A 12735-nucleotide genomic window follows, 5' to 3' on the forward strand; every position below is an offset into this window, starting at 1 on the left:
ACGCGCGCACGCCGATCGGCTGCGGAGGCAGCGGATGCGAAGTCGGCGAGGAGCGTGTGATCAGGCATGGGGCGTAGCCTACCGTTTGCGCGCAACGCGGTCAAGCGATGCGCCGCTGCTCCACGCCCATGTCGCGCCACGCTTCGCCATGGCAAGTGAACATCAGGATCTGGTGCCGCGTGGCCGCGTCGAACAGCGCGCGCTTCATGAAGTCGCGGCGCGCGTCGTCCGTATGGACCAGTGCGTCGTCCAGCAGCAGCAGCGTCGGGCGCCCTGCTTCGCGCAGCAGGTCCGCGTAGGCGAAGCGGGCCAGGATGCCCAGTTGCTCGCGCGTGCCGAAGCTGAGCACGGACAGCAGGTCCTCGCCGCTGGCACGGCGCAGCGCCATGGGCAGCAAGGCTTCGTCCAGCCGCAGGTCGGCCTCGGGGAACAGCAAGGCCAGGTAGTGGTTCAGCCTGCGGGCCAGCGGCGCCTGCAGGCGCTGGGTGGCGGCGGCGCGCTTGTCCGCCAGCAGCTTCTGCAAAAGCTCCAGGGCACCCGCGCGCCGAGCGAAGTCGCCGCGCCGCCGTTCCAGGCGTTCGCAAGCGGCCTGGGCTTCGGACAGGCGTTCGCCCAGCCCTTGCGCGCCCGCCTGGTCCAGCTTGCCTTGCAGCTGCAGGATTTCGCCGTGGCGCTTGTGCTGCGCATCGCGCTCGATGGCGGCGGACTTCTCGTAGCGCTGGACATCCTGCTCGACCAGTTCGGGGCGATGGCCGGCCAATGCGGTCTGCGCTTCGCGCACGCGCCGCTCCAGCTCGTCGTGGCTGCTGCGCGCCTCGGCGAGCCTGCCGGCGCGGGCCTGGCGTTGCGCGCCGCGCTCGGACGATTGGAGTTCGGCGCCGCGGGCGGCGGCCTGGTTTTCCAGCAATTGGGCACGCGCGCCGTCCGCGTCCAGGGCGCGCTGCGCGGCGGCCAGCGCGGTCTCGGCTTGCGCCGCAACCGTCTCCGCTTCCCGCAGGGCCTGGAGCGCCGCGGGCAGATCGCCGCCCTCCGTGTCCTGCACGGCAGGCAGCTTGTCCAGCCGTTCCTGCAACTGCGCACGGCGCGCCAGCGCGTCGTCACGCTGGCCGCGCAGCACGTCCACGCCCTTGGGCGCATGGATGCCCAGCGTCTTGCGCATGCCGTCCAATTCGCGCAGCAAGGCGCCGTAGCGGGCGTAGCGCTGTTCGGCTTGCGCCAAGGTCTCGACGTCCAGGCGCTTGAACAGGGCTGCGCAGGCCGCCTGGGCCGCGTCGACTTCGCGCTTGAGGGCGGGCAGGTCCTGGCCGCCCGGTTCGATGCGCAAGCGCCCCACGCCCGGCAGATCCAGTTCGGCCGCGGCCGTCAGCAGGACCTCGTCGGCGCCGCTCAGGATGCGGCCGTCCAGCCGCGCTTGTGCGCCCGCATCCAGCTGGTACGACAGGCGCGTGGCGCTGGCCTGCTGCTGCAACTGCAGATTGGCCAGCTCGCGCTCGCGCTTGCGCAGCGTCTCGATATCGGCGTCGGCGATTTCGATCCGCATGGTCTCGGCCTTGAGCGCGGAGCCCTGCTCGATCAATGCGGTCACTTCCTTCAAGGCGCCGTCCAGGCGTTCGATCTCCGCGCCCAGCTGGACCAGTTGATGCTCCAGGTCGCGCCGGTCGGCCACGGCCTGCACCGACGTGACGCGCAGGCGCGCCGCGTCCACTGCGGCGGCATGGGTCTGGCGCTGTTGCTGCGCGCGCGCCAGCGGCTCGCGCGCGGCTTCGACCCGGGCGCGCGCGGCGCGGGCCTCGTTGACCAGGGACTGGAGTTCGGCCTCGTCCTGCTGGTCGCGCCGGACCTGGTCCTGCAACAGCGCCAGCGTCTGCGCGGCTTGCGCCTGTTCACGGCGCAGGCCTTCAAAAGCTTCCCGCTCCTTGGCCAGGGCCGCCAGGCGCGAGCGCGCCTCGGCCGCCTTGGCCTCGAAGTCCTTCCAGGGTTCGCCAGCCTGGGCGCGTTCATGGTCACGACGCAATTCGGCCAGGCGATCCACGTCGGCGTTCAGCTGCGCCATGGCTTGCGCGCACTCGTCGCGTTCGGCCGCGGCGCGCGCGAGCGCGTCCTCGGCTTCTTTGTAGGCGCCCTTGGGACGGCCGTTGCGCGCGTCCAGCAGCGCGCCGCGCTCGGCCGCCACGCGTTCGTACAGGCGGTCTCCATCGCCGGAAGCCAGTTCGCCCGACAGCTGCGTCAAGGCCTCGCGCAGATGCGCGCCGGCATAACCGGCCGCTTCCTGCAGGTTGTGGCCGTCGCCCTGCTGGATCCACAGCAGGCCGGGGATGCCCGCCAGGTCTGGCTTGCTCTGGCCGCGTCCGGGCAATTCAAAGCCCAGCAGCGCAGCCAGCGCGTTCTCGGCCTCTTCGCCGTCCAGGCGCTGCGCGCCGCCATCGATCAGCAGTTCGCAGCGCGCGCGCGACAGGAATTGCTTCTTCAGCACATAGCTGTGCCCGGCATGCGTGAATTCCAGTTCCACGCTGGGCCGCGCGCCGGACTCGCCGTGCGGCGCCAGGTCGGCGACCTTGCTGGTGCTGTAGCGTTCGAGGAAGGCGGAACGGATGGCGGCGGCCACGGTGCTCTTGCCCGCTTCATTCGGACCCACGAACAGGTTCAGGCCGTCTTGCAGCCCCTCCAGCGCCATGGGCTGGCGGAACTTGCGGAATTCTTCCAGGGCGATGCGCGAGAGCTTCATTTGGCGGCTCCCGGCACGGCGCTTTCGCGCTGGAACCGCAGCAATAGCCGCAAGGCCTCGCCGGCGACCGCGGCTTGGTCCGGGTCCGACTGCAATGCCTGCAATTGCGCCGCCACTTCGCCCACATAGCCGCTGGCGCGCAGTTCGGCCAAGTCGGCTTCGTCTGGTTCCAGCAGCAGGCCGGACAGGTCCGGCAGCAGCGCGCGCACCTGCGCCGCCGCCTGGTCCACGGCGCGTTGCAGCGCTTCCCAGGTTTCCATGTTGACGTGCCCTTGCACTTCCAGCCGCAATACGTCCTCGGCGCGCAGATCCGCCATGCGCCCGGCCAGCGCCTGCGCATCGGTGGGCAAGCTCAGCGTTTCCGACCAGGCCGACCAGCGGTACTTGCCCGTGGCCACGCGTTCCACGACGGGCACGGCGCCAGGCGCGGCTATACGCACATGCAGCGCGTAGCCGGGCTCGTTGCCGCGGAAGCGGTCCTGCTCCGGCGTGCCGGCATACCAGGTGCGCTCGTCGATGGACAGACAGCCATGCCAATCGCCCAGCGCCAAGTAGTCCAGGCGCGCCCGCGCCGCGCGATCCGGGGCGATGGGATTGGTCGCGTCTATGGTGTCCGGCAGGCGGCCCGCCACGCTGCCGTGCGCCAGGCCCACGCGGATACGGCCGGCTTCGGTTTCCAGCGCGTCGAAGGCCTGCGTCACGTCGTCATAGGTATGGCGTTGCGTCAAGGGCGCAGCCAGCACGGCAAGATTGATCGCCGCCAGATCGACCACGCCGGTGCGCAGCGGCACGTGCACGTTGGAAGGTATGCAGTCCAGCTGCATCGCCCGGCTCCAGACGCTGTCGGCCAGCGCCGCGTCGTGGTTGCCGGCGATCATGACCCAGGGTCCGGCGTAAGCCGCCATGGCGGCGAACAGCCGGCGTATCGTGCGGTCCGACACGCCTTGCGTATCGAACACGTCGCCCGCCACCAGCACGGCGTCCACGCCGCGCTCGGCGGCCAGCGCCGCGATGCGGGCGACGACATCGAAGCGGGCCTCGGCCAGCATGGCGGCGTCGTCGGTTTCAAATTGGCCGTATTGCCGGCCGATCTGCCAATCGGCGGTATGCAGGAAATGGGTCATGCGCGGAATTGTAAGAGCAAGACCCGGCTTGCGGCGGAGTTCCCCTTCAGGAAGGCGAAGCCAGCAACGGCAAGACCTGCGCCAACGTCAAAGGCGTTTCTTGCAGCATCAGCCTGTCGCCCTGCGTCTCGCCGTCCTGGGCCGCGTCACGCAAGGGATCGGCCGGCAGCAGGTAATGGCGCAACACGGCGTCGGCAAGCAGCAGGCGCCTCGCATCCACGCCAGGCTGGCAGCTCTCCCAGGCCATGAATGCCGCGGCCGACACGTAATAGAGCGCCGACGCCGCGCGCCGCACCTGCGCCTCGTGCTTTTCGTCCGCTCCCACAGCCTCGGCCAGACCGACCGCCCGGCGCAGGCAATCCCGCAAGGTGGCGCGCCAGGCGGCAGGCAAGGCGGTCGCTTGCTCTATCCGGCTTTCCAGCAACGCGGACAGCGCCTCGTGCGCCCGCTCCTTGCGCACGGCGCGCTGGATGGCGTCGAGCGCATTGATGTTGCTGGTGCCCTCCCACAGCACGCCGATATGCGCGTCGCGCACCAGCCGGGCATTGATGAAGTCCTCGATGTAGCCGTTGCCGCCGCGTATCTCCATCGCGCCGGTCGCGACGCTGACGTTGTCGCGGCAAGTGCGCAGCTTCAACAGCGGCGTCAGCAGGCGCAGCACCGGCGCGGCTGCCGCATCGCCTTCCTGCGCGCGGCGCATGATGTCGGCCGTGGCCATCACCATGGACAAGGCCGCTTCCGTCGGCGTCAGCAGTTTCAGCAATTGGCGGCGCAGCAGCGGATAGGCCATGACATCGCGTCCGAACGCATGCCGATGCCGCGCCGCCAGCATGGCCTCGTTGAGGCAGCGGCGCATCATCGCCGCCGCGCGCACGCCATGCGACAGGCGCGACAGGTTGACCTGCTCCATCATGTGCTTGAGCCCCTGATCCACCTGCCCCACCAGGTATGCCTGCGCGCCTTCCAGCCGGATTTCGCCGCTGGCCATCGACCGCGTGCCCAGCTTGTCCTTCAGACGGACGATGCGATAGGCGTTGCGGCTGCCGTCTTCGAGGCGGCGCGGCATCGCAAACAGCGCCAGCCCGCGCGTGCCTGCTGGCGCGCCTTCCGGGCGGGCCAGCAACAAGGCCACATCCGCGTCCGTGTGCGAGCAGAACCACTTTTCGCCGTGCAGACGCCAGGTGCCGTCGACCTGGCGCGCAACGGTCTCCAACGCGCCCACGTCCGATCCTCCAGCTTTCTCCGTCATGAACTGCGTGCCCTTCCAGAGCGTGTCCGGGTCGCTGGACAGCATGCGGGGCAGCAGCTTTTCCTGCAGGGCTGGACTGCCGAATTTCCGGATCAGATGGATCGACGTGTCCGATACGCTGATGGGACACATCTGGCCGAATTCGGCCTGGACGAACAGGTACTGCAAGGCGTACTTGGCCACGGGTGGCAGCGGCGCGTCGCAACCCAGTACGCCGGCGCGATGGCTCATGGCATGGAACTGGAAGTCGGCGAAGGCGATGTGCTCCATTTCCTGGTAGGCCGGGTGGTACTCGATCCAGTCTTCGTCCTCGCCCCAGCGCGTGCGCGGATGCAGCACGGGCGGGAACTTGTCCGCCACGGTGGCCAGCGCATTCAGGCGCCCTCCCGCCAGTTGCCCCATGCGCTGGAATTGCGGCAGCAGCCTGGCATGCGCGGCCTCGGGCACGTAAAGCCTCAACAGATCCTGCAAACCCCGGTCCAGCGCGTAGAAATCCTGGCCTGCGCAATCGGGCGCGAGGAAATGCGAACTCTGCGAAGACCGCTCGGGACGCGGGCGGACGTATTCGTCGTATCTGGCGAGAAATGGCACAAGCAGCTCCTGAAGGTCGTGGTTCGACGCCGCGCCCCCAATCGGCGCGGACGCATGATTCGCGAATGAAAAGTCAGATGACGCCGGCCGCGCGCAATTCGGTCAGGGTGGATTCCGACAGCCCGAGACGCTGCGCCAGCACCTCGCGGGTATGCTCGCCCAGCACCGGCGGACCCGCGCGATGGTCCAGCGGAGTCGCCGAAAAGCGCATGGGACTGGCGATACTTGGGCAGGTCCCGCCCGTGGATAGCGGCAGATCGACCCGCAAGCCCCGATGCATGACCTGCGGATCGGTGAACGTTTCGGCAAAGCTGTTGATAGGTCCGCAAGGAACCCCCGCGCCTTCCAGCCGGCTCTGCCATGCCGCGCTGGTATCCGTCGCCATGATTTCAGCCAGCAAGGGCAGCAGCGTGTCGCGATGGGTCAGGCGTCCGCTGACCTTGGCGTAGCGCGGATCCTGCGCCAGGTCCGGCCGCTGGATCTCCTGGCAATAGGCCGCGAACTGGCTGTCATTGCCCACCGCCACGATCAGGCGCCCATCCTGCGTGTCGAAGACCTGGTAAGGCACCGCGTTGGCATGCGCATTGCCATAACGCCGGGGCGTCTTGCCGGACACCAGGTAGTTGACCGCGGGGTTGCTGCCGAACGCCAGCACGCAGTCCAGCAAGGCCATGTCGATGTGCTGCCCCTGCCCGCTGCGTTCGCGCCACGCCAACGCGGCCGCAATCGCCAGGCTCGCGTACATGCCGGTGGTGATGTCCGCCACCGCGACCCCGACCTTCTGGGGGCCCGCGCCCGGCAGGCCATCGGCCTCGCCGGTGACGCTCATCAAGCCGCCCATGCCCTGGAAAATGAAGTCGTAGCCCGGCCGGTGGCGGTACGGCCCGGTCTGCCCGAAACCGGTGATCGAGCAATAAACCAGCGCAGGGTTATCCGCGCACAGGTCTTCGTAGCCCAAGCCATAGCGCGCCAGCGTGCCGACCTTGTAGTTCTCCACCAGCACGTCCGAATCCGCGGCCAGGCGGCGGATGATGTCCTGGCCTTCGGCGGTGGAGATATCCACGGTCACGGATTTCTTGCCGCGATTGGTCGACGCGTAGTAGCCGGAATCCTCGCGCGGCCCGCCGTCGACATCCGGCATCCAGGGCGGCCCCCAGCCGCGGGTATCGTCGCCCGCGCCCGGGCGTTCGATCTTGGTCACGTCGGCGCCCAGGTCGGCAAGGTTCTGGGTGCACCAGGGACCTGCCAGCACGCGGGTCAGGTCCAGCACGCGGATATGGGATAGCGGTTTGATGGTCATGTGTCTTGGGTCTCGATGCCGTTGCGGCGCAGTCAATCGATGCGGATGTTGGCGTCTTTGATGACCTGCCCGTAGCGCGCGCTTTCCTCGCGCATGTAGGCGCTGAAGGCCTCGCCGAAGTAGCCCACCGGCTCGCCCCCCGAACGCAGCAGGGCTTCGCGCACATCGGCCTGGGCCATGACCTGCTCGATCGTGCCGCTCAAGGACTTGACGATGGCGGGCGGCGTGCCTGCGGGCGCCAGGATGCCGACCCACGCGGACATCTTCATGTCGGGATAGCCCAGCTCCGCCGTGGTCGACAGTTGCGGCAGCACCGCGGAGCGCTTGTCGCTCATGACGGCCAGCGCGGTCAGCTTGCCCGCCTGGATCTGCGGCAGGCCGGTGAACGCGGGCTCGAACGTGACGGAGACTTCGCCGCCCATCACCGCCGCCTTGGCGGGCGCGCTGCCCTTGTACGGCACATGCAGCAGATTGATCTTGGCCCTGGACCGCAGCATTTCGCCGGCCAGATGCGCGGTCGAACCGGCGCCATAGGACGCGTAGCTGAATTCGCCCGGCTTAGCCTGGGCCAGGGTCACGAACTGTTCCAGCGTCTGCGCCGGAACCTTGGGGTTGACGACGATGACGCTGGGCGTGCTCGCGATCAAGGCGATCGGCGCAAAGCTCTTGACCGCGTCATAAGGCAGCTTCGGGTACAGCCAGGGATTGATGGTCAGCGTGGTGTTGGTCGCCGCCAGCAAGGTGTAGCCGTCCGGCTTGGCATTGGCGACCATTTCCGCGCCGATGATGGTGGCCGCGCCCGCGCGGTTTTCCACGATCACGGGCTGGCCCAGCCGTTCTCCCAATTTCTGGCCGATGACGCGGGCCACCACGTCGGTCATGCCGCCCGCCGAGTACGGCACGATCAGGCGGATCGGCATGCGGGGATAGTCCTGGGCTTTTGCGGCGCTGGCGGCTAGCAATGCGCTGGCGGCCAACGCGGTGAGGATGGAAATACGCACGAGAGTCTCCTTGGGGGATCGCGGGTCTGTGCCCGGATTCATTGCCGCATGTCTCTGCGGTGAAACCCATTATTGGCAGCGTGATTTTTCTCGTCCAATATATTTTTTTGTGCTATTCATACCGATATTGGATCAATCTTTTCCAAGCTGCCCGAGCGATCCGGCGTCCTTCCCACCCGCGAGCCTTCCCATGGATCTGCGCCAACTCCGCTACTTCGTGGCCGTCGCCGAGGAGCTGCATTTCGGCAGGGCCGCCAAGCGCCTGGCCATCAGCCAGCCGCCCCTCAGCTTCAACATCCGCCAGCTGGAAGCCTCGCTGGGCATGGAACTGCTACGGCGCACCACCCGCGAAGTGGCGCTGACCGAAGCGGGCAAGGTGATCTATCGGGAAGCGTTGAAACTGCTGGCGCTGGCGCGCGATGCCGAGGAGCAGGCGCGACGCGCGGCTAATGGCGAAGCTGGCGCCGTGCATATCGGATTCGTGGGTTCGTCGTTCCTGACCCGGCTGGCCTCGGATGTGCGGGCCTACGCCGTGGCGCGCCCAGAGGTCGAGGTGGTCCTCTATGAGCTCAGCAGCTACGAACAGATCGACGCGCTGCAACGCGGCCAGATCGATATCGGGATCGTGCATCCGCGGGTCATGCCATCCGGCGTCTCGTCGCGCGTGCTGCACCGCGAAGACTTCGTCTGCCTGCTCCCGGCCACGCATCCGCTGGCAGCGCTCGAAACGATAGACGCGCAGCAGTTGCAGCACGATGACTTCGTGCTGTTTCCGCGGGACTTTTCGCCGGGCTACTACGACAAGATATTGGCGCTATGCCTGCAGGCCGGCTTCACGCCGCATATCCGGCACAAGGTGCGGAACATGTTGACGATCGCGACCTTGGTCTCGCATGAGTTCGGCGTGTCCCTGGTCCCGGCCTCCTTGGGCAAGGTGCAACTGCCGAACCTGGCCTGCCGTCCCCTGACGCATGCGTCGACCCCGTCGGACCTGCGCGGCATCTGGCGCCACGACGAAACGCAGCCCGCCGTGCTGGCCATGCTGGAGCAATTGGCGCAACCGCAACAGCCATGAAGACAGAGGCCCCGCCAGCGTTCTGTGCTGGCGGGGCCTCCGCGGGGCCGGGCTTGCGGCCCGGGCCAGAGAAAAACAGGAGTCAGGCGCTCTTGCCGTCCAGCACCAGCGACTGGTTGGACGCCGCCTTGCGGTCGTAGCGCGACAGGTCCAGGCCGTCCGTGCGGATGGCGGGACGCTGGCCCATGACCTGATCGGCCACCAGCTTGCCGGAGCCGCAGGCCATGGTCCAGCCCAGCGTGCCGTGGCCGGTGTTCAGGTACAGGTTGCCGTAGCGCGTCGCGCCGACCACGGGCGTGCCGTCCGGGGTCATGGGACGCAAGCCGGTCCAGAACTCGGCCTGGGCCACGTGGCCGCTGCCCGGGAACAGGTCGTTGACGACCAGTTCCAGCGTCTTGCGACGGGCCTCTTTCAGACGCAAGTCGAAGCCCGCGATCTCGGCCATGCCGCCCACGCGGATGCGCTGGTCGAAGCGCGTGACGGCGATCTTGTAGGTTTCGTCCAGGATGGTCGACACCGGCGCGGCCGATTCGTCGGCCATGGGGATGGTGAGCGAATAGCCCTTCAGCGGATACACCGGCAGGTCCAGGCCCAACGGCGCGAGGAAATCGCGCGTGTAGCTGCCGAAGGCGGCGACGTAGCGGTCGGCGGTCAGCACTTCGTTGCCCACGCGCACACCGGTGATTTGGCCACCGGCCGTGTTCAGGCCCGACACCGACTGGCCGAAGCGGAACTCCACGCCCAGGCCCTTGGCCAATTCGGCCAGGCGCGTGGTGAACAGCTGGCAGTCGCCGGTTTCGTCATTGGGCAGGCGCAGGCCGCCCGACAGCTTGTGCAGCGAACGCGCCAGGGCCGGCTCGGCTGTCACCAGGCGGTTGCGGTCCAGCAGTTCGTAGGGCACGCCCACTTCTTCCAGCACGGCGATGTCGCGGCGGGCGGCTTCCAGCTGGGCCTCGGTGCGGAACAGCTGCAGGGTGCCGCGGGTGCGCTCTTCGTAGTGGATGCCAGTGGAGGTACGCAATTCGCGCAGGCAATCGCGGCTGTACTCGGACAGGCGCAGCATGCGTTCCTTGTTGACCGAGTAGCGTTCGGCGGAACAGTTGGCCAGCATGGCCGCCATCCATTTCAGCTGAAACAGGCTGCCGTCCAGGCGGATGGCCAGCGGGGCGTGCTTCTGGAACAGCCACTTGATGGCCTTCAGCGGAATGCCGGGCGCCGCCCAAGGCGTGGAATAGCCCGGCGACACCTGTCCGGCATTGGCGTAGCTGGTCTCCTGCGCCGCCGCGGGCTGGCGGTCCAGCACCGTGACTTTGGCTCCCTGACGGGCCAGGTAATAAGCGGTGGTGGTGCCGATGACGCCGCTGCCGAGGACGATGACGTGCATGATTCTTTCCGATGATTGGTTTTGTTCAGGAATTTCGGTAGTCTATGGGCCTCTCAGTAGTGAAAAGCACTGAAGATTTTTCTTTGGCAGTGCTTTTTCCCGGCCCCCTCCTGTTTTTTGATCGCCAAAAGTGAAATGCGCGAGCTAGACCGTATCGACCTGAAAATCCTGGATATCCTGCAGCGGGAAGGCCGTATTTCCGTCACTGAACTGGCCGACCGGATCAGCCTGTCCGCCACCCCCTGCTCCGACCGCGTCAAGCGCATGGAGCGCGAAGGCGTCATCACGGGTTACCATGCGCGCGTCAATCCGGCGGCGCTGGGCAAGAACCTGCTCGTCTTCCTGGAGATCAAGTTGTCGGCCAAATCCGGCGACGTGTTCGACAAGGTCAAGAAAGAGTTGCTATATGTGCCGGAAGTCATGGAATGCCACCTGGTGTCCGGCGACTTCGACTATTTGGTCAAGGCCCGCCTGACTGAAATGAACGAATACCGCCGTCTCCTCGGCGAAATCCTCAAACGCCTGCCCGCGTCCGCCGAATCGCGCAGCTACGTGGTCATGGAGGAGATCAAGGAGACCCTGTACCTGCCTGTGGACCGCTAGGCGCGCCGCCTGCGCGGATTGCACGCCGATTGTTACCGGTCGGGTCCGCGCTGGCTGCTATGCTGGCGGCCCTTCGGCGCGTGCCTATGCCGCGTAATCCGACCCTAATTTATTTGCCTATGTCTATGACCCGTCTCTACAAGTACTTCTTCCGCGGCCTGATCACGGTCCTGCCGCTGGCCCTGACGATCTACCTGCTGTATATCTTCCTGGCCTGGACCGAAGCCGTGGCGCTGACCTTCCTGCGTCCCTTCATCGGCGGGTTCTACGTGCCGGGCATGGGCCTGGCGCTGGGCATCCTCGGCATCCTGGCCATCGGCTACCTGGTGTCCAAGGAACGCGTGCAGCGGGTGCTGGTGCTGCTGGAAATGCCGTTCACCAACCTGCCGGTCGTCAAGAGCATCTACTCGTCCCTGAAGAGCTTCGCGGATTATTTTTCGCCCAGCTCCAAGAACACCGCCCAGCAGGTCGTGATCCTGCGCGTGCCGGGCCAGCAGCTGGAACTGGTCGGCCTGGTCACCCGCCGCAACATGGAAGGCCTGCCCGAAGGCTTCACCCAAGGCGAGCGCGTGGCCGTGTACCTGCCGATGGGCTACATGATCGGCGGCTATACCGTGTTCGTGCCGCAGGAATGGGTCCAGCCCATCCAGATGTCGGTCGAGGAAGCCATGCGTTCGTCCCTGATCGCCTGGATGGCGCGCGCCGAAACCAACAACAACCGTCCGGCCGCGCAGGAGCCTCCCGCCCCCGCGCAGGACGGCGCCAACGGCGGCGGCCAGGCCTGAGCGCCCCGCCCTCACCTCTACGAAACTCACGCTATGCCCATCATCGAATTCACGCTGGCCCAAGGCAGCCCCTATATTGAAGTGAACCAGCTGCTCAAGGCCACCGGCGTCTGCGACAGCGGCGGCGCGGGCAAGATGCTCGTGGCCGAAGGCCACGTCAGCGTGGGCGGCGTGGTCGAAAGCCGCAAGACGGCGAAGATCCGCGCCGGCCAGATCGTCACCTGCGGCGACGTGCGCATCGTCGTGCGCGCCGCCGACGCCGGCGGCCAGGACGCCTGAAGCCCTACATCCCAAAGCATCACCGCGAGCCGCCATGAAATTCAAGATGTCCCAGAACTCCATCTTTGCCGTGCTGCTGCGCTCGCCCTGGTGGATGAGCGCCGGCGTGGCCGTGCTGCTGTCGGCCGCCGGCTTTGCCGCGCTGCCGCTGGAGTACGCCGCGATGGGCGTGTTCGCCGCGGTGCCGTTCGCGGTCATCGCCATCATGGCGGCCTACAAGCAGCTGCGCTCGCCCTCGGGCGCGCGGGTGCAGGCCGTGGCCGAGGCCGCCGCCGGCATGTCCTGGGCCGACTTCTCCAAGACCGTCGAAGCGGGCTTTCGCCGCGACGGCTGTGAAGTGCAGCGGCTGCAATTGCCCGGCGCCGATTTCGCGCTCACCAAGGACGGCCACGTCGCCCTGGTCAGCGCCAAGCGCTGGAAAGCCGCCCGCGTCGGCGTCGAGCCCTTGCGCGAGCTGCAGGCGGCGCGCGAGAAACGCGGCGCGCGCGAAGCCATCTATATCGCACTGGGCGAGGTTTCGGACAATGCGCTGCAATATGCCAAGTCGCAGGGGGTGTCGCTGATGATGGCGCCCGAACTGGCCAAGCTGCTGCGGGACCTCAAGCCCTGACCTCGGTAC

General features: G+C 67.3%; 11 protein-coding genes. 5 read left to right on the forward strand and 6 right to left on the reverse strand.

Annotated elements, in window-relative coordinates; genetic code table 11:
* Positions 1-100 precede the first annotated feature (100 nt).
* The 5 genes from AC3WOB_RS13330 to AC3WOB_RS13350 all read right to left on the reverse strand — a co-directional run bounded on the left by AC3WOB_RS13330 (position 101) and on the right by AC3WOB_RS13350 (position 7990).
* Complete coding sequence (locus tag AC3WOB_RS13330) at positions 101-2725, reverse strand: AAA family ATPase (RefSeq protein ID WP_492275279.1); 2625 nt, start codon at positions 2723-2725, stop codon at positions 101-103.
* Positions 2722-3849: a metallophosphoesterase family protein gene (locus tag AC3WOB_RS13335; protein ID WP_492275280.1), complete on the reverse strand. Its 1128-nt coding sequence runs from the start codon at positions 3847-3849 to the stop codon at positions 2722-2724. The genes AC3WOB_RS13330 and AC3WOB_RS13335 overlap by 4 nt, the downstream gene beginning before the upstream one ends.
* A gap of 46 nt (positions 3850-3895) precedes the next feature.
* Complete coding sequence (locus AC3WOB_RS13340) at positions 3896-5689, reverse strand: acyl-CoA dehydrogenase family protein (RefSeq protein WP_492275281.1); 1794 nt, start codon at positions 5687-5689, stop codon at positions 3896-3898.
* A 73-nt stretch (positions 5690-5762) separates the two neighbouring features.
* Positions 5763-6989 carry a CaiB/BaiF CoA transferase family protein gene (locus tag AC3WOB_RS13345; RefSeq protein ID WP_492275282.1) on the reverse strand — a complete coding sequence of 409 codons (1227 nt, stop codon included), beginning with the start codon at positions 6987-6989 and terminating at the stop codon, positions 5763-5765.
* A 32-nt stretch (positions 6990-7021) separates the two neighbouring features.
* Positions 7022-7990: a Bug family tripartite tricarboxylate transporter substrate binding protein gene (locus AC3WOB_RS13350; RefSeq protein WP_492275283.1), complete on the reverse strand. Its 969-nt coding sequence runs from the start codon at positions 7988-7990 to the stop codon at positions 7022-7024.
* A gap of 190 nt (positions 7991-8180) precedes the next feature.
* On the opposite strand from AC3WOB_RS13350, the gene AC3WOB_RS13355 reads away from it, so the two are divergent.
* Positions 8181-9065: a LysR family transcriptional regulator gene (locus AC3WOB_RS13355; protein ID WP_013394096.1), complete on the forward strand. Its 885-nt coding sequence runs from the start codon at positions 8181-8183 to the stop codon at positions 9063-9065.
* Positions 9066-9147: 82 nt separating this feature from the next.
* Here the strand turns inward: AC3WOB_RS13355 and AC3WOB_RS13360 are convergent, their stop codons facing one another.
* On the reverse strand, positions 9148-10449 hold the full coding sequence (locus AC3WOB_RS13360) for a D-amino acid dehydrogenase (protein WP_492275284.1): 1302 nt from the start codon (positions 10447-10449) through the stop codon (positions 9148-9150).
* 135 nt (positions 10450-10584) lie between these two features.
* Between AC3WOB_RS13360 and AC3WOB_RS13365 the strand changes: the two genes are divergently transcribed.
* The 4 genes from AC3WOB_RS13365 to AC3WOB_RS13380 all read left to right on the forward strand — a co-directional run bounded on the left by AC3WOB_RS13365 (position 10585) and on the right by AC3WOB_RS13380 (position 12726).
* Positions 10585-11052 (forward strand): Lrp/AsnC ligand binding domain-containing protein, encoded by a 468-nt coding sequence (locus AC3WOB_RS13365; protein WP_013394098.1) that lies wholly within the window; start codon positions 10585-10587, stop codon positions 11050-11052.
* A gap of 125 nt (positions 11053-11177) precedes the next feature.
* Complete coding sequence (locus tag AC3WOB_RS13370; protein ID WP_054453903.1) at positions 11178-11837, forward strand: DUF502 domain-containing protein; 660 nt, start codon at positions 11178-11180, stop codon at positions 11835-11837.
* A gap of 33 nt (positions 11838-11870) precedes the next feature.
* Positions 11871-12116, forward strand: a complete 246-nt coding sequence (locus AC3WOB_RS13375; RefSeq protein ID WP_013394100.1) for an RNA-binding S4 domain-containing protein — start codon at positions 11871-11873, stop codon at positions 12114-12116.
* 34 nt (positions 12117-12150) lie between these two features.
* On the forward strand, positions 12151-12726 hold the full coding sequence (locus tag AC3WOB_RS13380; protein WP_013394101.1) for a restriction endonuclease: 576 nt from the start codon (positions 12151-12153) through the stop codon (positions 12724-12726).
* Positions 12727-12735: the final 9 nt, after the last annotated feature.

The organism is Achromobacter sp. FW305-C-30-7 (assembly GCF_058783105.1).

What these genes read in the sequence shown, in the direction of transcription:
- AC3WOB_RS13330 (WP_492275279.1), bottom strand. Translation starts at nt 2,725, where the DNA reads ATGAAGCTCTCGCGCATCGCCCTGGAAGAATTCCGCAAGTTCCGCCAG.
- AC3WOB_RS13335 (WP_492275280.1), bottom strand. Translation starts at nt 3,849, where the DNA reads ATGACCCATTTCCTGCATACCGCCGATTGGCAGATCGGCCGGCAATAC.
- AC3WOB_RS13345 (WP_492275282.1), bottom strand. Translation starts at nt 6,989, where the DNA reads ATGACCATCAAACCGCTATCCCATATCCGCGTGCTGGACCTGACCCGC.
- AC3WOB_RS13355 (WP_013394096.1), top strand. Translation starts at nt 8,181, where the DNA reads ATGGATCTGCGCCAACTCCGCTACTTCGTGGCCGTCGCCGAGGAGCTG.
- AC3WOB_RS13360 (WP_492275284.1), bottom strand. Translation starts at nt 10,449, where the DNA reads ATGCACGTCATCGTCCTCGGCAGCGGCGTCATCGGCACCACCACCGCT.
- AC3WOB_RS13365 (WP_013394098.1), top strand. Translation starts at nt 10,585, where the DNA reads ATGCGCGAGCTAGACCGTATCGACCTGAAAATCCTGGATATCCTGCAG.
- AC3WOB_RS13370 (WP_054453903.1), top strand. Translation starts at nt 11,178, where the DNA reads ATGACCCGTCTCTACAAGTACTTCTTCCGCGGCCTGATCACGGTCCTG.
- AC3WOB_RS13375 (WP_013394100.1), top strand. Translation starts at nt 11,871, where the DNA reads ATGCCCATCATCGAATTCACGCTGGCCCAAGGCAGCCCCTATATTGAA.
- AC3WOB_RS13380 (WP_013394101.1), top strand. Translation starts at nt 12,151, where the DNA reads ATGAAATTCAAGATGTCCCAGAACTCCATCTTTGCCGTGCTGCTGCGC.